Genomic DNA, 19,445 nt, shown 5'->3' on the forward strand with positions numbered 1-19,445 from the left:
CCCCTCCCCTCTGGCCAGCCTCCCTGGAATTTTCTGGAAACTTCCGGTTGAAACCACTCGCCTCACCCCACCGGGTGGGCAGCCCGGAGGTCCGTCCCCAGCTTTGTGGAGAACACGGGCCACGGCCGTGGGTGGGTGGCCTCCCTACCTGAAGGGGACGACGCCATGAGCTCCCAGCGCAAGTCGCGGCGGCCGGATTCGCGGGAGCACGCGCTGGAGCTCCGGGCGGAGGCCCGGCGGCTGGAGGCCGCGGCGGCACGGGCGCAGGCGGAGGCCTATGACGCGCTCGCCCAGGCGTGTGAGCAGCGGGCCCGGGCGCTGAAGGTCGTGCTGCTGGCGGATCAGGCCGTGGCGAAGCTGGGGGGCAGCGAATTCGAGCGAAGCTGGGCCGACCGCGACGGCGAGCGGGCCCATGTCCACGCCGGCCTGATGGAGCGCGAGGCCTCCCTCCACGCCGCCCAGGCACGCCGGGCCGAAGCCGAGGCGGCCCGGGCGGACGCGGAGGCGGAGGTGTCCTCGCAGAAGGCCCACCTTCCGCCGCTCGGAGGGCCCACCGGCCGATGGCCCCTGGAGGAGCGCGGCTGACCGCCCGCCTGGCGACGGTGCCTGTCCCCGCGGGGCGTCTCTGCACGGGGTTCCGGACCTGCCTAGCTTGAAGCAGACGCGGCGAGGTCCGTTCGCGCTCCGGCAGGGGATGGGAGGAACGTGCAACGCCACGACATCATCGTCATCGGCGCTTCCATGGGCGGCGTGGAGGCACTGATGCAGCTGGTCCAGCAGCTGCCCCGGGACCTGGCCGCCAGCGTGCTGGTGGTCCTCCACGTGGCGGCCCAGCACCGCAGCTACCTGCCGGAGATCCTCTCCCGCTCCGGCTCCCTGCCGGCCCGCCACCCCCAGGACGGAGAGGCATTGGAGCCGGGCCGCATCTACGTGGCACCCAATGACAGACATCTCCTGGTGGAGCAGCGCCACGTGAAGGTGGTGAAGGGGCCCAAGGAGAACGGGCACCGGCCGGCGGTGGATCCGCTGTTCCGCTCGGCCGCGAGCGCGCATGGGCCTCGCGTGGTGGGCGTGGTGCTGACGGGCGCGCTGGACTGTGGCACCAGCGGCCTGCTGGCGGTGAAGAAGGAGGGGGGGCTGGCGGTGGTGCAGGACCCGAAGGACGCGCTCTGTCCGGACATGCCCCGGAGCGCGCTGGAGTTCGTGGCGGTGGACCACTGCGTGCCCCTGGTGGAGATGGGGGCGCTGCTGACGCGGCTGGTGGACACGCCCGTGGCCCCGCGCTCGCGCAAGCCTTCGCGGCAGGTGGAGACGGAGGTGAAGGCGATGTCGGTGGACGTTCCCTCCATGGAGGATCCTCCCTCGCCGCTGGAGTACGCGAAGCCGTCCTATTACGGCTGCCCCGACTGCGGCGGCGTGCTCTTCGAGTTGGAGGAGGATGGCCTGTTGCGCTTCCGCTGCCGCACGGGCCATGCGTACACGGCGGAGGCGCTGTCCGGCTCGCAGCAGAGCCATCTGGACGGTGCGCTGTGGGCCGCGCTGCGCGCGCTGGAGGAGAGCGCGTCCCTGTCACGCAGGCTGGCCGCGCAGGCCCGGCAGCGCAGCCATGACCGGTCCGCGCAGCGCTTCGAGGAGCGCGCCCGCACGACCGAGTCCCAGGTGGAGCTCCTGCGCCGGGCGGTGCTCGCGGCGCCTCCGGCCGACGCGGCGTCTCCGGCCGACGCGGCCTCTCCCGAGCCCAAGGTCTCCGGCGGGCCGGAGCGGACGGGCTGAAGCCTCCCGCGTCAGCGCATCCTGCCTCGCGCTCGAAGCGGCTTCAGCGCGGGGAAGGTGAGCGTGAACACCGCGCCGCCTTCCGCGCGGTTGGCTCCGGTGAGCGTGCCGCCCGCCTGTGTCACCACGCCGTGGGCCATGGACAGCCCCAGGCCGGTGCCCTTGTCCCCCTTGGTGGTGAAGAAGGGCTTGAAGATGTTGGGCAGGTGCTCCTCCGGGATGCCGGTGCCCTCGTCCTCCACGGTGAGCCGCACGAGCTTGCCCGTCTTGGACGCCCGCACGCGGATGATGCCGCCGCGGGGCATGGCGTCGCGTGCGTTGATGAGGAGGTTGATGATGACGTAGCGCAGCTCCATGGCCGAGCCCGTCACCCGGGGCAGCCCTTCCGGCAGCTCCACGTCCAGGCGCAGGGGATGGCCGCCCTGGCGCGCCTGGTGCTCGATGCCGCCCCGGACGATGTCCACCGCGTCGTGCACCACGTCCGCCAGCTGGACGCGCTCCAGGACGGTGCCGGGCTTGCCGCGGGAGAAGTCCTGGAGCCGGCCCACGCGCATCTCCGCGTCGGACACGATGCGCGTGAGCGCGTCCAGGTGCTGCTGGCCCTTTGCCGTGGGGCCCACGTCGCGCTGGAGCAGCTCCAGCCGCAGCCGCATGGCGTTGAGCGTGGCGCGCAGGTCATGCGCGATGCCCGCCGCCAGCTCGCCCAGCGCGCGCACCTTCTCGCGCTCCAGCAGGGTGGCTCGCGCGTTCGCCAGCTCCTCCTCGGCGCGCGCCTGCTTGGTGATGTCCCGCGCGAGCACCAGCACCTGCCCCTTCAGGTGGCCGGTGACGCGCTCGGCGCGCACCTCCAGCACCCGGGGTGCCGCCTCGCGCGCCTGCCGGTAGCGGGTGACGCGAGTGCCGCCCCCGGTGAGCGCGAGCACCGCCTCGGCCTCGGCCTGTCCCACGTCGCGCAGGGCCATCCGCTCCGCGCCGTCCTCTTCGCGCCGCCAGGGCCCGCGCAGGCGGCCCAGCGCGTGCCAGCGGCTGTTGGCCAGCACCACGCTGGTGGCGTTCATCATCGCGAGCGCGCTGTCGCTGGTGTCCAACGCCCAGTGCGACAGCTTGAAGGTGACGACCTGGCGCCGGGTGTTCTCCCCCAGCTTGCGCACCAGGGCGGCGTGCTTGGCCAGCAGCTCGCGGTACTTGTGCAGGAGCCCCTGCGACTCCTGCGCGCCGGCACCCGGGGCGGTGGAAGGCGCGGCCGGGGTCACGCGGCGGGGGCTCATTCCTTGAGCTTCTCTTGCAGGCGCCGGTTCTCTTCCTGGAGGGCGGTGGCCCGCGTGGTGTCTTCAAAGAGGATGATGGAGCCCAGCACGTGCGTGTCGGTGATGAGCGGCGTGGCCACCAGCGTGGCGCTGCCCTTGCCCCCGTGCGGCAGCTGGTAGGGGATGCCGTCCATGCGCAGTGAGCGCTTCTCCTTCAGCTGGCGGCGCAGCTTGAGCAGCAGCGCGCGCTTCAGCGCGGGCACGTGCAGGGACCACAACAGCTGGCCTATCGTCTCGCGCTCGGTGAGGCCCAGGAGCCGCTCCGCGGCCAGGTTCCAGGTGGTGATGCGCCCGTCGCCGTCCAGCACCAGCACCGCGGCGGACAGCGTGCGGATGATGGTGCGCTGGCAGAAGGTGAGCGCGTCCATCTCCAGCGTGCGGTGCGCCAGCTCTCGGTTGGTGGCGTCCAGCTCCGAGTTGGCGGACTGGAGCTCCTCGTTCGTCGTCTCCAGCTCCTCGTTGGTGGACTGGAGCTCCTCGTTGGTCGTCTGCAGCTCCTCGTTCGCGGACTGGAGCTCCTCGTTGGTCGTCTCCAGCTCCTCGTTGGACGCGCGCAGCTCCTCCGTGGAGGACTGCATCCGCAGGTTGATGGCCTGCAGCTCCTCCTGCGTCGCGCGCAGGGCCTGCTCCACGCCGCGCAGGTGGGTGGTGTCATGGACGATGTACAGCAGGCCCTGGCGCTCCCCCTCCTTGTCACGCAGGGGCGCCACCTGGGTGCGCAGGGCGATGGGCTCCCCGTTGGCGGCCTCCATCAGCCCGTCGGATGTCTCGCGCTCGGAGGCGCCGCTTCGCACGCGCTGGCTCTGTTCGATGAGCAGGTCGCCGCCGAGGCCCGCCAGGCCCAGCGCGGCCAGCTTCTTGCCCAGCACCTCGCCCTCGTTGCGGCTCCACATGCGGGCCGCCGCGCGGCTCCAGAGCGTCACCGTGCCGTCGTTGTCCGTCGCGATGTGCGGACAGGGGTGCGAGTCCAGGAGGTTGCGCAGGAAGGAGCGCTCGAAGTCCGCGCTGGGTTCGATGATGCGCGGCAGGGACGAGGGCTCCGGGGGCAGCCGGTCCTGCGTCGTGCTGGTCACCTCCGAGTGGCCGTCCTTGCGGTAGATGCGCCGCCCCAGGTCGATGGGGCGGAAGAGCCGGGCCGCGAAGGGGATGAGCTCCGAGCGCCCCAGCACCATCAATCCGTTGCGGCGCAGCGCGAACTGGAAGCGCGCCAGCACCCGCTTCTGCAGGTCGGAGTCCAGGTAGATGAAGACGTTGCGGCACAGGATGATGTCAATGCGCGACACCGGCGCGTCCGACACCAGGTTGTTCACGCCGAACACCACCGCGCGGCGGATCTCCTTGCGCACCGTGTAGTTGTTGCCCGTGCGCACGAAGAAGCGCGACAGCCGCTCCGGGGAGACGTTCTCCAACTGCTCCGGCGTATAGATGCCCCGGCGCGCGGTGGTGATGGCGTCCTCGTCCACGTCGGTGCCGAACACCTTCAGCTCCGCGCCGGGGTAGCCCGGTCCCAGCGCCTCCGCCGCGATGATGGCCAGCGAGTACGCCTCCTCGCCGGTGGCGCAGCCGGCGCTCCAGATGCGCAGCTCCGCGTCCGGCCGCTGGCGGACGAGCTCCGCCATGCTCTGCTCCAAGGCCTGCCAGACCTCCCGGTCCCGGAAGAAGCTCGTCAGCTTGATGAGCATGGATGAGACCAGCGTGTTCACCTCCGCGGGGTCCCGCTCCAGCAGCGCCAGGTAGGCGGCCCGGCTGCGGCAGCGCGTGGCCTGCATCCGCCGCTCGATACGCCGTTGCAACGTGGCGCGCTTGTAATTGCGGAAGTCGAAGTTACGGACCTGTCTCACCTTCTCCAGGATGGCTTCGAGCTCGCTATCGCGGGGGGGCTTGGTCGCCATGCTCAGGAAGTAGCCCAGTGATTTCATCCGGGCAAGACCCGCAATCCTCTCTAGCAGGAGCAGCACCGGGCATACTCCTCGTCTGGGTCTTCAACGACAAAACGTTCGCTGGCCCTCTCCTCCGCCGTTCCGATGCATGCAGTGGTTTCACAGGGGCCTACGGGATGGCATAGGGTTCAAGGCTCTTCCCAGGGGGTGATGACCAAACGATGGGAAGGCAAGGGTGTCATCCATGGAGCTGAACTCATCGGGCCGGGAGATCCGCGTGGCGCTGCTGGAGGATCAGCAGGTGTTCCGTGAGAGCCTGGTGGCCCTTCTTGAAGGCGCGGGGATGAAGGTGGTGGCCCGGTGCGCGGAGACAGGCACGTTCCTGTCCAACGTGCGCGCGGCCGCGCCCGACGTGGCCGTGGTGGACCTGCGGCTGGAGCACGTGGGCCGCGAGGGCGTGGAGGATGGGTTGAACGCGCTGAAGTACCTGCATGACTTCCATCCGCAGGTGCGCGCGCTGGTGCTGTCCGGCCACCGCGAGCCGGACGTGGTGGAGCGCTGCTTCCAGGCGGGGGCGGCCGGCTACCTGTGCAAGCTGAACGTGGGCTGTGACGACGTGGTGAGCGCCGTGGCGCGCGTGGCCCGGGGTGAGCGGCTCTTGCCCGTGGACATGCTCCACGCCAATGCCATGCACCTGGAGGACCTGCAGGTGCCGGCCTCCGCGCTGACGCGGCTCACGCTGCGCGAGCGCGAGGTGCTGGGCTACGTGGCGGCGGGCGCGGACAACCTGAAGATCGCCGCGCACCTGGGCATCACCGAGCGCACGGTGAAGGCCCACCTGACGAGCATCTACCGCAAGCTGGGGCCGGAGAACCGCGCCCAGCTCGCGGTGCTGGCGTGCGAGCTGGGCGTGCCCCGCCCCGTGCTGGCCTGAGGTCCGGCGTCGTCCGGCCTCAGGGCGCCGCGGTTTCCTCCGCGCTGTCTCTGGGGCCCCCCAGGTGCTGGAGGAACCACTCCCCGGCGAGCTCCGCCACCTGCTCCAGCTCCGAGTCCTCCTGGAAGTGGTGGGTGGCGCCCGGGATGACGTCCATGCGCTTGTCGGAGCGGAGCGCTTCGTAGGCCCGGCGGTTGATGTCCAGGCCCAGCGTGTCCGCGCCGCCCACCAGCAGCAGCGTGGGGGCCTGCACCTTGGGCAGCACCGCGCCCGCCAGGTCCGGGCGGCCGCCCCGCGACACGACGGCCTCCACCTGGTCCGGCCGGAAGGCCGCCGCGGCCAGCGCCGCGCCCGCGCCGGTGTGCGCGCCGAAGTAGCCCACGCGCAGGCCCTGGGCGGGGCCCTCGCGTTGGAGCCACCGGGCCGCGCCCGCCATGCGCATGCCCAGCAGGCCCACGTTGAAGCGCAGCTGCCGCGTGCGCCGCTCCTCCATCTCCTCGCTGGTCAGCAGGTCCATCAAGAGGGTGCCCAGCCCCATCGCCTGGAACAGGCGCGAGGTCTGCGCGAGCCGTGGACTCTGGAGGCTGCTGTCGCTGCCGCGCGCCAGCACCACCACGCCCCGGGCCCCCGCGGGTACCGCCAGCCGTCCCCGGACGAGGACGGCGTCATCGACCGGCACCATCACCTCGCGCTCCAGATGCGTGCGCGCCGCCGATCTGCCACCACGCTGCGCTTCGGACTCCCGCGCTTCTTGCCACCCGTGGTCCTGCCCTACCGCCTTCAACCCCGTTCGTGACCGGGGACCTGGCATACAGGCTCCTCCCGTCTGCGTTTGGCTGTTTACAGCGTCTGGCTGAGACACAGTTTGAGCACTGCCCCTCCCGCTGTGACCTGCCGGAAGGTACCGGGTGTCCAGCGTAGGACAGCGCCGCGGCGGATGGGGAGGACCCGCCGGGGAGGGTGCTGCTCAGGGCTTCGTGGCCACCACCAGCTCGAAGGGGCCAGGGAGCACCCGCGCCTGGGTGAAGCCCGAGGCGGTGAGGGCCTCCAGGTAGAACTCCACCTCGCGCAGCCGGCTCACGCACGTGTCCACGCCGATGAGGAAGTAGGACCAGAAGAACTGGGCCGCCAGCCGCTCCGGGGTGCGGAACTCCTCGCAGATGAGCACGTGGCCGCCGGAGGGCAGGGCGGTGAAGGCGGCCTGCATCAGCGACCGCGCCACCTCCGCGGGCCAGTCATGCAGCACGCGCACGAACGACAGCGCGTCGTAGCCCCGGGGCAGCGGTTCCTTCAGGAAGTCGCCGCCCACGAAGCCCATCCGCTTGTCGGACAGGCCCGCGCGCTCGCGCGTGCGCGCGACGAGGCCTTCCGTGGCGGGCAGGTTGTAGACGTCCACGGCGAGCGCCGGGTGCTGGCGCAGCAGGGCTTCCGCGAGCGTGCCGTCCCCGCCGCCCACGTCGAGCAGCCGGGCCTCGGAAGGCCACAGGGTGCCCGCGTGCGTGCGGAACGTCTCCAGGATGGGGCCCAGGCCCGCGGCCATGCTGGCCTCGAAGCCCTCCACCTGTTCGGGCGTGCGCGGAGGCCAGTCGAACGACGTGGCGGACATGGAGTGCTGGCCGCGCAGCGTCTGGGGCATGTGGCCGTACAGGGCCTTCCAGTCGTACTTCTCGCGGTCGCGCTCCAGGGAGTTCGCGCCCAGCACGGCGTCCGCCGCCGCGCGCAGGCCGGGCACGCCCCGGTAGCGCGTCGCCTCCAGTGCGTCGCTGGTCTGCTCGCGCTGCACGAGCCCCAGGCTCTCCAGGCAGTCGAGGAACTTGTAGAGCCGCTTGGGGACGAGGCCGTGCTTCGTGGCCAGCTCGCCCAGCGTCACCGGGCCGGGCTCCAGCGCGTCCAGCAGGCCCAGGTTCAGGGCCGTCTCCACGACGTCCAGCGCGCGCGCGCCGTTGAACAACAGGTGCAGCAGCGCGCGGGGCGACGGGGCCTCGCGCGTGAGGGGCGGCATCGGGCTGCTCATGCGGCTTCCTTGCGCTGCTCTTCGAGGAGCGCGTCCATGAAGGCGTCCACTTCCTCGGGCGTATTGTAGAAGTGCGGCGCGGCGCGCAGGAAGCCCCGGTGGCTGCAGATGAAGCCGCGCGCCACCAGCCGTTCCGTCACCCGGGCGTCGCCGGAGAAGCTCAGCGCCACCACGCCGCCGCGCTGGTGCGGCTCGCGAGGGGTCACCACGCGCAGGCCCGCTTCGTCCGCGCGGGCCATCAGCCGGTCCGTGAGCTTCAGCGAGTGCTCGCGCACGGCGTGGATGCCCACACCCTGGATCAGCTCCAGGCCCGGACGGGACAGCAGCACCATCAGGGGCGCGGGCGTGCCACCCATCAGGCGGCGGGCGTCCGGGGCGTAGTCCGTCGTCTGCTGGAAGCCGAGCGGGGACGCGCCGGCCAGCCACCCGGTGGCGGCGGGGCGGAGCGAGGGGAGCAGGTCCGGGCGCACGTACATGAACGCCGCCTCGGAGCCGCCCAGCCACTTGTGCGCGCCGCCCATGAGGAAGTCCACGTCCAGCGCGCGCACGTCGATGGGGACGGTGCCCACGGTCTGGTACGCGTCCGTGGCGATGAGCGCCCCGGCCGCGTGCGCCGCCTTCGCGATGCGCGCGACGTCCAGCACCGCGCCGGTGGCGAAGGCGCCGTGGGCGACGCAGACGATGCGGGTGCGTGAGTCGATGGCCGCTTCCAGCGCGGCCTCGTCCACGCGGCCGTCCTTCGACGGGACGACCACGAGCTCCGCCCCGTAGCGCGCGAAGCCCTTCCAGATGAAGGGCACCGTGGGGAACTCCAGGTCGGTGATGACGACGCGGCGGCGCTCTCCGGTGAACTCCAGGCACGAGGCCAGGCGCGACAGGTGCGCGCTCAGGTTCGTGTCCAGCGCCACGGAACCCGCGGGCGCGCCGATGAGGCCCGCCACGCCGTCCGCGTACGCCTGCATCTGGGACAGCCATTTGTCCCAGGTGTCATCGCGCCACGCGCGCATCGTGTTCCAGTACTGCGCCAGCACGCCCTCGACGGCCCGGGGCAGCGCCCCGGTGGAGTTGCTGTTGAGGTACGTGCAGGTCTGGAGCAGCGGGTACTCCGCGCGGAGGGCTCCCGGGAGTGCCGCCACGGTCACGACTGGCTCCGCAGCTCCTGGGCGTGAGCGTACGCCGAGACATGGGCGGCGTGCGGATGCACGTGAGTCCCGTGAGGGGTCGGAGCGTGGGGCACCGGCGCATGCGGCCCGTGCGCCACCGGAGCGGGGGCCGCCGCAGTGTGCGGCGCGGAAGCGTGGGCGACCGGCGCGTGCTGCGCATGGGCTCCGTGTGCCGCCGGAGCAGGATGGGCGTGGGCCACTGTTGCATGGGCCGCGTGGGCCGCCGGAGCAGGATGGGCGTGGGCCACCGTTGCATGGGCCGCGTGCGCCGCCGGAGCAGGATGGGCGTGGGCCACCGTTGCGTGGGCCGCGTGCGCCACCGAGGCGTGCGGAGCGTGGGCCGCCGTTGCGTGCGCCGCCTGGGCGTTCATCGCGTGCATCGGGCAGCCGCCGCCAACGCGCGCCTCATGTGCATGCGCAGTGGACGCGTGCGCCGTCGCCGCGTACGGCACGTGCGGCTGCGCATGGGCCGCGGGCGCGTGGTGCACGTGCGACGCCGGAGCGTGCTGCGCGTGGGCCATCGGCGCGTGCGTCTCCGCGTCCTTCATCGCGTTGATCGCGGCCATCGGGCAGCCACCACCGGTGCGCGACTCACCCGGCGCGTAGCCACCCTCGCGCTTCCAGCCCGCGGTCAGCTCCACGCGCACGTCCCACAGCGCGCGGAACAGCGGCAGCGTCATGCGCGCCTGCAGCACCTGCGAAGGCAGCCCGTCCAGCGCCTTCACCGTGCGGTCGATGCCAATCGTCCGGCGCACCAGCTGATAGTGCGCGTACAGCCATCCCTGGAACGTCTCATCCACCGTCACCAGCTGCTCGCAGACGTGCTGCAGGTCCTTCGGCCCCCCAGCCGAATAGACCTGGAACAGCGTCAGCCCGCGGCGCTCCAGCATGCGCTCCATCGCGGACTCCAGCCCGTCCGCCGCGTGGCGCAAGGTGTTGTAGCCCGGCGACTCCTGCCCGCTGCCGCTGCCCAGGCTGCGGCGGATGACCTGGTACTCCGCCGGCGTCATCGTCTCCAGGATGGACATCTCCGAGCTGATGCTCGCGAGGATCTTCTGCACGCGCGTCAGCCGGGCCACCACCGACCACAGCGAGTCGCGATCCAGCTCCGCCACCACCTCCACCATCTCCCGCGACGCCAGCTTCAGGTACAGCTCCTGCGACTGGTGGACGATCTGGAACATCAGCTCGTCGTGCGACACCAGCTCGTCTTCCGGAGACTGCAGCGACAGGAGGGTGCCCGTGTGCAGGTAGCGCTCGTAGTCCAGCTCGCCGGTGCCCACCCACTTCTTCAACATCTGGTTGAACAGCGGTTGAGTCAGCTCCAGCTTCAGCTTTTCCGCGTGGCTGTAATCGGTCGACGTGTGCAAGGTGCCTCCGGGGGGACGCAGGCAGTTCGTGGTGGGTAGAGCGCGCCCCAGTAGGGAGGAACAGTGAGCGCGTAAATCTCTAGAAGCGACTACCTTACAGCCCTTTTGGTGAACTTCAAGTCATACAGGGCTTGCTGGTTATCGATTTTCGAGATTCCTATCCATCCAGAGGGTGGGGTAGCCCGAGGGGTCGGGCGTACCCCCGGGGTGGGTCAGCTCTCAACCGGTGAGGGATTCCGGTTGGGCGACGCCGGCCGCGGCTTCAGGCGCATGGCATTGAGCTTCTGCGCGAGGTCCGCGCCCTGGACACTCTTGGAGATGTAGCCGTCCGCACCGGAGGAGATGGCCAGCGAGCGCAGCTTGGCCTCGTCGGAGGCGGAGTAGAGGATGAAGCGGGTGCCGGGGGGCGCGTACTGGCGCGCCAGGCCCACCACCTTGTCCCCCTTGAGGGCGGGGAAATTCACGTCGATGAGCACGAAGTCCGGCTCGGAGGCGCGCACGATGTTGGACACGCCCAGGGCGGACGTGTGGGTCTGCACATCGAACCCGTACGCGCTCAGCGAGCGCTGTACGAGGTCGAGCAGGTCCGGATCGTCGTCCACGACAAGGACGCGCGGTTTTGCTTCAGCCATGGCTTCTCCCTAGGTACTGACGAATCGTCTCGATGAGCTGGTCGCGGTCCAGGGGCTTGGTCATGTAGGCCGTGCAACCGGCCGCCTGTGCCTTGTCCTGGTATTCGCGACCCGCGTGCGCCGTGACGGCGATGACGGGCACATTCTGCCCATCCGGCAACGCGCGGAGCCTGCGCGTGACTTCCCAGCCGTCGAGCCGCGGCAGGGACAGGTCCATGAGGATGAGGTCCGGCGCGTCGTTGCGGGCCCGCTCCAGCCCCTGCTCGCCGTCCTCCGCCTCGATGAGGTCATACAGCCCGCCAAGGTACCGGCGGACGATGTCGCGGTTCTGCTCGCTGTCCTCCACGTACAGCACGCGGGGCAGCTTGCCCGCGCTGGCCGCCCGCTGGGACATGAGCAGCCCCTTGGCCTGCGCGATGACGTCCTCCAGCGCGTGGCCGCCCTTGCGCACGAAGCCGGCGAAGCCGTCGCGCAGGAGCGTCTCCTCGTCGTTGGAGAGCGTCTTGCCGGTGAGCACCACCACCGGCACGGACAGCTTCTCCGCGCGCAGCCGGCGCAGCACCTCGAAGCCGTCCAGGTTCGGCATCATCAGGTCCAGCACCACCAGCGACGGCGGCGACACGCGCGCCTTGAGCAGCGCGTCCTCGCCGTTGCGCGCCTCGTTGGTGGAGAAGCCCGCGCGGCGCAGGTTGCGGCTGACCAGCTCGCGCGTGGCCGCGTCGTCGTCCACCACCAGCACGTCGCCCGTGGCGGCGGAAGCGCCCGCGGAGGCCAGGCTCTTCTGCACCACGTCCACCAGGCGCTCCGGCTCCACCGGCTTCACCAGGTACTCGCACGCCCCCAGGCTGAAGCCGCGGGCGCGCTGCTCCTCCACCGACACGAGGATGACCGGGATGGCCGCCAGCGCCGGGTCGCTCTTGAGCTGGCTCAGGACGGACCAGCCGTCCATGCGCGGCAGGTGGATGTCCAGCAGGATGGCCTGCGGCTTCACCTCGCGGGCCAGCTTCAGCGCGGCGATGCCGTCATTCGCCGTCACCACCTTGAAGCCCGCGGGCTCCAGCTGGCCGGTGACCAGCTGCTGGATGAGCACGTCGTCATCCACCACCATCACCGTGCTGCCCGGGCGCGCCATGGGCGCAAGCCGCTGGGCCACGTCCTGCACCGGCACCAGGCGCTCCGTGGCGTGCGGGCTGTCCGCGCCCACCGTCGTCGCCAGCACGTCCGGCAGCCGCACCGTGAACGTGGAGCCGCGCCCCAGCGTGCTCTTCACGTCCACCGTGCCGCCCAGCACGCGGGTGAGCTCGCGCACGATGGCGAGCCCCAACCCCGTGCCGCCCACCTTGCGCGTGGTGGTGCCGTCCACCTGGCGGAACTTCTCGAAGATGAAGGCGAGCTGATCCGACGGGATGCCCACGCCGGTGTCCTCCACCGTCATCAGCAGTTCGCCGCCGCCCGCGGGCACCACCGTGAGCGCGACCTCGCCCGTGTCGGTGAACTTGGCCGCGTTGCTCAGCAGGTTGAGCATGATCTGCCGCAGCTTCAGCGCGTCGGTGCGGATCTCCTTCGCGTCGGGGTCCACGTTCACGGTGAGGGCCACGTCCTTGCCCTTCAGGTACTCCTTCACCGTGGCCATGCACTCGTCGGCCAGCTCCTGCACGTCCACCGGCTCGGTGACGACCTCCACGCGGCCCGCTTCAATCTTGGACAGGTCCAGGATGTCGTTGATGAGCGCCAGCAGCGTCTTGGCGTTCGTCTTCACCACGTTGAGGTCGCGCCGGCCGTGCGGCGTCAGGCGGCTGCCCTCCTCGCGCATGAGCAGGTCGCAGTAGCCGATGATGCCGTTGAGCGGCGTGCGGATCTCGTGGCTGAAGTTCGCCAGGAACTCGCTCTTGAGGCGCACGGCGCCTTCCGCCTCGCGGGCGCGCTCCTCTTCATTGCGCTTGGCGACGGAGAGCTCCTGGGCCAGCCGGTCCAGGTCCTCGTTCTGCTGACGGATGATCTCCATCTGCAGCGCGCGCTGCTGGTAGCTCGCCAGGGAGCGCGCGGACACCGCGCGCGTCTTCTTGATCTCCTCCAGGCTGGCGGCCAGCTGCTTGTTGGCGGCCTCCAGCTCATCCTTGGAGGCGCGCAGCGCGGCCTCGTTGCTCTTGCGCTCGGTGATGTCCTCGGTGACGCCCAGCACGAAGCGCGCGACGCCCTGGTCGTCCACGAGCGGAATCTTGCGCGTGGCGAAGATGCGGTCCACGCCGTCCGCGCGGGCGATCTCCTCGAACGTCTTCATCCGGCGCGTCTCGAGGATTTCGGTATCGATGGCGATGAACGACTCCGCCTGCTCCGCCGGGAAGTAGTCGTGGTCCAGCTTCCCCAGCAACCACTCCTTGGTGACCCTGAAGGCGTCCGCGAACGTCTTGTTCGCCACCACCAGCCGGCGCGTCTCCGCGTCCTTCACGAACAGCACGAAGGGCAGCGCGTCGATGATGTTGCTGAGCAGGTAGTTGGTGCGCTTGAGCTCCACGCCCGTCATCTGGTGCTGGGCGCGCTCGGCGTGCAGGCGCAGCTCGCGCGCCACCACGAAGGGCAGGTGGCCGTAGCGGTCCTCGCTGACGTAGTCGCGCGCGCCGGCGCGCATGACCGCGGCCAGCGTGTCCGCGCTCCAGGTGGGCGCGCTCACCACGAAGGCCGGCTCGCGGCCGCGCTTCACCCAGGCCGCCTGGACATCCTCCCAGGTCATGCCCGGCGTTTCGGACCCCACCAGCACCAGCGCCCAGGGACGCTCCAGCGCTTGCTCCAGGGCCTCCCGTGTGCCGACGGGTTCCAGCGTGAGCATGGAGAGGATGTCCTCCTTCTCCAACGCGTCGCGCATGGCGCGCGTCTCACGCTCACTGCCCACCAGGAGCAGGGACAGGGTGTAACCGAGGGGCGCTTCCGCGTGGGCCACATCGAACGGGTGGTGGGCCATGGTCTCTTTAGTTGGAGCCGAACGCGAGCACGGTCAGCGTGGTGTTGATGTGGAACCCCGAGTAGATCTCGAACTGCACGTTCATCCCAGCGGACGAAGGTGCGAGTTTCAGGGCCTCGGAGAGCTTCGGCACCATGCCCTGAGCCTGCGCGTACCACAGGCGTCCGCTGCAGTGGAACAGGAGGGCGGCCTGGGGGTTCTGTACCCGCCTGGGCAGCTCCTCCTGGAAGAAGTCCCGCGTCATGCCCGCCAGGTCCCCGGCCTTCATCAGGTCCAGCTCGCTGCCCTCCTCCAGGAGGTTGGCGAACAGGATGGAGCCGTCCTCCAGGGGGCGCCACGCGGCGCGGATGAAGTACTCGCGGCCCACCTTGAGCGCGGTGGGGCGCAGCGCGAAGCCGCCCGGCCGGCCGAACTCCAGGTCCGCGATGTTCTCCACGCCCAGGATGTCCGCGTAGCGCCGGGCGGCGGGCTGGCCGTCGATCTCCAGGGCGCGCGTGTGCGTCTCATCCACCTTGGTGATGGTCAGCCGCTCGCCGGTGGGCACGTACCAGTGCGAGCGCAGCGCGGCCCAGGGGGCGTTCGTCTTGAAGAGGGCCACCAGCACGCCGTCGCCGGCGACCTCACCATCCACGTGGATGAGCGCGGACTGGCGCGCGGGGTCCGTCTCCGAATCGCTGGCGCCGCCGCCCACGAGCACCAGGGTCTGGTTCTTCTCCAGGATGCCCAGCAGCAGCTCTTCCTTCTTGTAACGGAAGCCGTCGTCAATCACGAGGCCCACGTACCGGCGCGCGTCCAGGTCCTGCTGGCGCACGCCCAGCTCCTCGCACGCGCGCTTGATGGCCATGGCGCCCGCGGCGATGGCGTCCCCGGTGAGGCCGCTGCCCAGCCCCAGGCCCACCTCGAAGTCGCCGGAGAGCGCGCCCAGCACGACGCTGTTCTCGTGGATGCCGTTGTTGTCCAGCTCCCCGGCGGTGGTGGCGCCCACCAGCCGGGTGTCCTTGGGCAGCCGCTCGCGCACCGCGCGGTTGAGCGCGCGCTGGTCGCGCTGACGGGCCGCGAACAGCGTCACCAGCTTCGGCGGGGGGCCGTGTAACTGGCGCAGGAGGTCCTCGGCGACGGCGACTGGATCCGTGAGGGTGGAACGAGCCGTCTGCATCTTCACGTGCGCCATGAGGACCTCCGTGCGAACCGGCGGCGGCTAGAAGCCGGCGCCGGGGTGTGTCTTGTGACAACTGCCGGTGCACTGCTGGAACGACTCGCGGCCCCCGCCGACGTACATGCTCTCGATGGGGCCGAACTTCTCCACGTGGCTGTCAGGGTAGCTCTTGTGGCACGACAGGCACGCGGCCTTGCTGGTGCGCTGCGTGGTCTCCTGCTTCAGGTGGCAGGACGAGCACTTCTCCAGGGGCGCGTCGAAGCGGTTGGAGCGCGAGTGGATGAAGTGCGTGCGCACGAAGATGGGACCTTCCAGTTCGAAGCCCAGCGGAGCATGGCACGACGCGCACGCGGCGCGGTTGTCGTTCGCATGGAGGACTTCACCCAGCTCGCCGCCCTTGCTGTGGCAGGTGTTGCAGGGGCCGGTGGTCAGCACGGCCGACGTGTGCGTCTTCGTCCCCACCTGGATTTCGATGGTGCGCGACGCCGGCCGGTCCTCGCCCAGGTACACGCGGCGCGCCTTGGCGGTCACCAGGTAGGTGCCGGGCTTCGCGTCCGCGGGCAGGTGGTAGGTCCAGGTGTCGCTCACGGGCGCGTCCCAACGGCCGTCGTTGGGGAAGAAGGCGCCGCCGAAGAGCTTGTTGGCCGGGGGGAAGGTCATGAACTGCGCGTAGACGCCGTCACGGGCCGGGGTGGCGATGGTCTGCACGTCCTGCGAGTCATCCAGGAAGGCCTCCAGGTCGACGATGCTCCGGATGGGCTGGATGTCCTGCGCCGGCCCGATGAGCTGCGTCATCATCATCCGTTCCTGGTGCTTGCGGCGGTAGTACGTCGTCGTGGGGTTGAAGAAGGCCTGATAGTACTGGATCCCCGCCGGATTGCCGGGAGCGCCCGGCGGTGCGACCTCATTGTAGGTTGGAAGGCTCCCGGCCGGGTGCAGCCGCTTGCCCTGGCCGTCCTTCAGGGTCATCTGGAAGGTGACGTCCGACCCGGGGGCATACGTGCCGTCCTTGCGGGGCGCCGTCACGGGCTTGATGTCGATGCCGAACCCGTAGCTGTACGCCGGCTTGGAGACCTGCGTGACAGGGATGTAGTACGGGGCGAACGGGCGCAGGCTCCAGCGCAGGCGCAGACCCACCGTGCGGGACGTGAAGGTGAGCGTCTGCTTCTTCGCGTGCTCATACGCGTTGCGCAGCTCCACCAGGGCCTCTTCCTCGTAGGCCTTGGCGCCCGAGCAGTCCGTGAGCGAGCGGCAGTCGCGCGTCCACTGGATGGCGCGCATGCGGCGGATGAAGAAGTCGTCGCGCTCCGTGCGGCGGGTGTCGTCGCTGCCGATGTTCAAGAGCACCGGCGCGCCCGTCAGCACGCCGCGCGCGTCCACCGGCTCCACCGTGAAGAGGCTGGTCGCCTTCATCCAGGCCGCGTCGCGGTAGAAGCGGCGGCGGGTGAAGGTGCCGTCCGGGTTGGACAGGCCCACGAACTCCTGGTCCGCCAGACGCACACCGCCCCACCCGATGGCCAGGAAGTCGCTGTTCTGGCGTAGGCCGTCCACGCCCTCGTCCTTGGAGGCAAAGATGGAGGCGCGCAGGTCGATCTGGTTCACCCAGAAGCGCTGCCCGGCCTTCACCTTCAGGGGCACGCCCTCGCCGTTGTCCACTTCCAGCGCCAGGGGCACGGGCGCGGAGGAACCGTTGCCGCTGCTGCCACCCTTGAGGGACGCGTCATCCGACAGCGCCTGGTCCTGGACCGCGAAAGCAGGCTCCAGCTCCACGGAAGGGGCCAGCTCCGCGCCTTCCGGACCACCGCACGCCACCGTCAGGCTGGCGAGCGTCGCCAGCAGGCTCGCGCGGCCCGCCGTGAACAGGCGGGGGGAAGTGCGAGTACACCGCTCCCAAATCGTGACAGCTCCACCCATGAGGGGACTCCTCCGAACGCGTATGTGCGGACGGCTGCCGGAGCAGCGTCGCGGCCAGTGGACCCGGGTGCCCTTGCGTCGGGGGGACGCTGGCGGAGGGTCATGCTCAAATCCCGCTTTTGCTGGGAACGAGCATTTCTAGCCACACGGAGAATATCCATAATCAACAGACGACTTCAACTTCTGAGAATAATTCTGCTCAGAGGGGAACCCGGACTGTTGGTGACTGAATGAGAAGGGGCTGTGGGGCGCAACCCACCCAGGAGGGTCAGGCGCGAATCGCTTGTGCCACCTCCACCGGGGCTTCCGGGGTGAACGGGAGTTCGACGGTGAACTCCGAGCCCTCTCCCAGCCTCGAGTGGACACGGATGGTGCCGCCGTGGGCTTCGACGAGCTGGCGGACGATGTAGAGGCCCAGTCCGAAGCCCGGCGCCCTGCTGTCCGTTGTGACCCGCTCGAAGCGGGTGAAGAGGCGCTGCTGGGCTTCGGCGGGGATGCCGGCGCCGTGGTCGCGCACCGACATGCGGACCCGGTGTGAGTCCTCATCCACGTTCACATGCACCTCCACCGGCTGGCCCCGGCCGAACTTGAGGGCGTTGCTGACCAGGTTGGTGAGGACGCGGTCCAGGCGCTGGCGGTCCCACCGGCCGCGGGCCAGGTCCTGGGCGTGGACGGTGAGGGCGCAGCCGGCGGCGGCGGCCTGGTCCTCGTGGCGGGTGGCCACCTCCTGCGCCAGCTCCGACAGGTCCATGGGCTGGGCCTCCAGCGTCAGCCGGCCGCCGGACAGGCGCGACAGGTCCAGCAGGTTGTGCACCAGCTGCCCCAGCCGCTTCGTCTCGTCCTCGGCCAGCAGCAGCCCCTCGCGCAGGCGCGAGTCCTCACCGTGCGCGGGCGCGCACTGCATGCGCACGCGGCGCAGGCGCAGCTGCAGCGAGCTCAGCGGGTTGCCCAGGTCGTGCGCCGCCACGCCAATGAGCTCCAGCGCGTTCTGCGTCGCGGCCATCAGGCGGGCGTTGTCCAGCGCCAGCGCGGCGCGGGCGGACAGCTCTTCGATGAAGGCCTGGTCCACCGCGCCGTAGTGGCGGTGCGGCCGGGTGGACAGGAGGCACAGCGCGCCCAGCACGCGGTTGTCCACGATGAGCGGCACGCTCAGCGCGGACCGGACGCCCAGCGCGCGCCACAGCTCCGCGCAGGCGCTGTCGCTGACGGAAGGGGGCAGCCGGTCCGGGTCGACTTCCGCGAAGCGCTCGGCGCGGCCGGTGTGGACAACGCGCGCGGGACCGGGCTCGTCCACGGACGGCTGGCGCAGCAGCGGTTCCCACAGCCGCGTATGGGTGGCGGTGTCCGTGCACGCCACCGCGCCGGGATGCACGGCGCCGCGGCCGTCCGGCAGATAGAGCACGCACGCGTCCGCCACTTCCGGCACGCACAGGCGGGTGAGCGCGGCGCCCAGCTCACCCGCGCCGGCCTGGGGCTGCAGCACGCGGCCGGCCTCGGCCAGCAGCGCCTGCATGCGCTCCGTGCGCTTGCGCTCGGTGATGTCGCGCGTCACCTCCGCGAAGCCCTGGAGCGTGCCGCCTTCGGCGTACAGCGCGGTGAGCAGCGTCTCCGCCCAGAAGCGCGAGCCGTCCTTGCGCAGCCGCCAGCCCTCGGACTGCAGGCGCCGCTCGCGCGCGGCCCGCTCCCGGTGGGACGCGGGCAGGCCGTGCGTCACCGCGTCCGGCACGTGCAGCACCTCCGAGCGCTGGCCCACGATGTCCGAGGACGTCCACCCGGTGAGCCGCTCCGCGCCCGTGCTCCAGCAGGACACCGTTCCGTCCGGCTCCAGGAAGCACAGCGCGTAGTCGCTCACGCCATCCATGAACAGGTGCAACCGCTGTTCACTCTGCACGGCTTCCGCGTGCATGGGGCCCAGCGCGTTGCGCACCACCATCACCAGCGCGGCCAGGGCGCCCAGGCCCAGGAGGCCGGTGAGGATGTCGGAGACGTGATGGAGGAAGGCCCCATCCTCCACGGTGAGTGTGTGGGCCGCTGACAGCAGGGTGGCAAGCAGGATGAGTCCGGCCATCAGGCACACGGACAGACCCGCCCCAACCCGCTGAGCGAAGGTCCAACGTCGCAACATGTGGCACTCCCCCCCGACGGCACCGAGCGCTTCTGTGCAGAAGGACCCTCAACATCACCGAAAAGGTGGGGTGAGCGACATCGCACTGCCGGGCAGGGTATCCTATAACCCTGTTTTTACCTGTTTGTCCCGGAATCATGGAGCCTACCTGGTAGGAGGGGAGGTCTCCGGCCGGCAGGACGCGGTGGGGCTGTCCGGTGGGGGATGGCGTCCCGGGC

14 protein-coding genes are annotated in these 19,445 nt (G+C 70.6%); 3 read left to right on the forward strand and 11 right to left on the reverse strand.

The annotated features are described in order from the left end of the window. The first annotated feature begins 165 nt into the window (after positions 1 to 165). Together D7W81_RS42510 and D7W81_RS28525 are read left to right on the forward strand one after the other, a co-directional pair. Positions 166 to 585, forward strand: a complete 420-nt coding sequence (locus tag D7W81_RS42510) for a hypothetical protein (RefSeq protein ID WP_158621707.1) — start codon at positions 166 to 168, stop codon at positions 583 to 585. A gap of 120 nt (positions 586 to 705) precedes the next feature. Next, complete coding sequence (locus D7W81_RS28525; RefSeq protein WP_120558554.1) at positions 706 to 1,773, forward strand: chemotaxis protein CheB; 1,068 nt, start codon at positions 706 to 708, stop codon at positions 1,771 to 1,773. An 11-nt stretch (positions 1,774 to 1,784) separates the two neighbouring features. Here D7W81_RS28525 and D7W81_RS28530 read toward each other — a convergent pair whose 3' ends face one another. Together D7W81_RS28530 and D7W81_RS28535 are read right to left on the reverse strand one after the other, a co-directional pair. Beyond that, positions 1,785 to 3,041 (reverse strand): sensor histidine kinase, encoded by a 1,257-nt coding sequence (locus D7W81_RS28530; RefSeq protein ID WP_120558555.1) that lies wholly within the window; start codon positions 3,039 to 3,041, stop codon positions 1,785 to 1,787. After that, entirely contained in the window at positions 3,038 to 4,972 is a 1,935-nt protein-coding gene (locus D7W81_RS28535) for a CheR family methyltransferase (protein WP_120558564.1), read from the reverse strand. The genes D7W81_RS28530 and D7W81_RS28535 overlap by 4 nt, the downstream gene beginning before the upstream one ends. Before the next feature lie 232 nt (positions 4,973 to 5,204). Here D7W81_RS28535 and D7W81_RS28540 point away from each other — a divergent pair, with 232 nt between their 5' ends. Then, positions 5,205 to 5,894 (forward strand): response regulator transcription factor, encoded by a 690-nt coding sequence (locus tag D7W81_RS28540; protein WP_120558556.1) that lies wholly within the window; start codon positions 5,205 to 5,207, stop codon positions 5,892 to 5,894. A 19-nt stretch (positions 5,895 to 5,913) separates the two neighbouring features. On the opposite strand, the gene D7W81_RS28545 is transcribed toward D7W81_RS28540, so the two are convergent. The 9 genes from D7W81_RS28545 to D7W81_RS28585 all read right to left on the reverse strand — a co-directional run bounded on the left by D7W81_RS28545 (position 5,914) and on the right by D7W81_RS28585 (position 19,227). After that, a complete protein-coding gene (locus tag D7W81_RS28545) occupies positions 5,914 to 6,576 on the reverse strand; it encodes a dienelactone hydrolase family protein (protein ID WP_120558557.1) in 663 nt (220 codons plus the stop codon). Between the two features lie 285 nt (positions 6,577 to 6,861). Next, on the reverse strand, positions 6,862 to 7,908 hold the full coding sequence (locus D7W81_RS28550) for a methyltransferase (RefSeq protein ID WP_244227487.1): 1,047 nt from the start codon (positions 7,906 to 7,908) through the stop codon (positions 6,862 to 6,864). Beyond that, entirely contained in the window at positions 7,905 to 9,044 is a 1,140-nt protein-coding gene (locus D7W81_RS28555) for an aminotransferase class V-fold PLP-dependent enzyme (RefSeq protein ID WP_244227488.1), read from the reverse strand. The genes D7W81_RS28550 and D7W81_RS28555 overlap by 4 nt, the downstream gene beginning before the upstream one ends. Before the next feature lie 2 nt (positions 9,045 to 9,046). Then, positions 9,047 to 10,441 carry a tryptophan 2,3-dioxygenase family protein gene (locus D7W81_RS43730; RefSeq protein WP_244227489.1) on the reverse strand — a complete coding sequence of 465 codons (1,395 nt, stop codon included), beginning with the start codon at positions 10,439 to 10,441 and terminating at the stop codon, positions 9,047 to 9,049. Positions 10,442 to 10,653: 212 nt separating this feature from the next. Continuing rightward, positions 10,654 to 11,073, reverse strand: a complete 420-nt coding sequence (locus tag D7W81_RS28565) for a response regulator (RefSeq protein ID WP_120558559.1) — start codon at positions 11,071 to 11,073, stop codon at positions 10,654 to 10,656. Next, positions 11,066 to 14,032, reverse strand: coding sequence for a response regulator (locus D7W81_RS28570; RefSeq protein WP_120558560.1), 2,967 nt, complete (start codon positions 14,030 to 14,032; stop codon positions 11,066 to 11,068). Before D7W81_RS28570 ends, D7W81_RS28565 begins: the two co-directional genes overlap by 8 nt. 7 nt (positions 14,033 to 14,039) lie before the next feature. Further along, entirely contained in the window at positions 14,040 to 15,203 is a 1,164-nt protein-coding gene (locus tag D7W81_RS28575; RefSeq protein WP_120558561.1) for an FIST signal transduction protein, read from the reverse strand. Positions 15,204 to 15,230: 27 nt separating this feature from the next. Next, positions 15,231 to 17,102 carry a cytochrome c3 family protein gene (locus tag D7W81_RS28580; RefSeq protein WP_120558562.1) on the reverse strand — a complete coding sequence of 624 codons (1,872 nt, stop codon included), beginning with the start codon at positions 17,100 to 17,102 and terminating at the stop codon, positions 15,231 to 15,233. Positions 17,103 to 17,370: 268 nt separating this feature from the next. Further along, entirely contained in the window at positions 17,371 to 19,227 is a 1,857-nt protein-coding gene (locus tag D7W81_RS28585) for a sensor histidine kinase (protein ID WP_120558563.1), read from the reverse strand. Positions 19,228 to 19,445: the final 218 nt, after the last annotated feature.

It is taken from the genome of Corallococcus aberystwythensis (assembly GCF_003612165.1).
Taxonomy (GTDB): domain Bacteria; phylum Myxococcota; class Myxococcia; order Myxococcales; family Myxococcaceae; genus Corallococcus; species Corallococcus aberystwythensis.

Bases quoted from the DNA above. Each gene is read 5' to 3' on its own strand.
- D7W81_RS42510 (WP_158621707.1), top strand. From the start codon at position 166: ATGAGCTCCCAGCGCAAGTCGCGGCGGCCGGATTCGCGGGAGCACGCG.
- D7W81_RS28530 (WP_120558555.1), bottom strand. From the start codon at position 3,041: ATGAGCCCCCGCCGCGTGACCCCGGCCGCGCCTTCCACCGCCCCGGGT.
- D7W81_RS28535 (WP_120558564.1), bottom strand. From the start codon at position 4,972: ATGGCGACCAAGCCCCCCCGCGATAGCGAGCTCGAAGCCATCCTGGAG.
- D7W81_RS28540 (WP_120558556.1), top strand. From the start codon at position 5,205: ATGGAGCTGAACTCATCGGGCCGGGAGATCCGCGTGGCGCTGCTGGAG.
- D7W81_RS28545 (WP_120558557.1), bottom strand. From the start codon at position 6,576: ATGGTGCCGGTCGATGACGCCGTCCTCGTCCGGGGACGGCTGGCGGTA.
- D7W81_RS28550 (WP_244227487.1), bottom strand. From the start codon at position 7,908: ATGAGCAGCCCGATGCCGCCCCTCACGCGCGAGGCCCCGTCGCCCCGC.
- D7W81_RS28565 (WP_120558559.1), bottom strand. From the start codon at position 11,073: ATGGCTGAAGCAAAACCGCGCGTCCTTGTCGTGGACGACGATCCGGAC.
- D7W81_RS28570 (WP_120558560.1), bottom strand. From the start codon at position 14,032: ATGGCCCACCACCCGTTCGATGTGGCCCACGCGGAAGCGCCCCTCGGT.
- D7W81_RS28575 (WP_120558561.1), bottom strand. From the start codon at position 15,203: ATGGCGCACGTGAAGATGCAGACGGCTCGTTCCACCCTCACGGATCCA.
- D7W81_RS28580 (WP_120558562.1), bottom strand. From the start codon at position 17,102: ATGGGTGGAGCTGTCACGATTTGGGAGCGGTGTACTCGCACTTCCCCC.
- D7W81_RS28585 (WP_120558563.1), bottom strand. From the start codon at position 19,227: ATGTTGCGACGTTGGACCTTCGCTCAGCGGGTTGGGGCGGGTCTGTCC.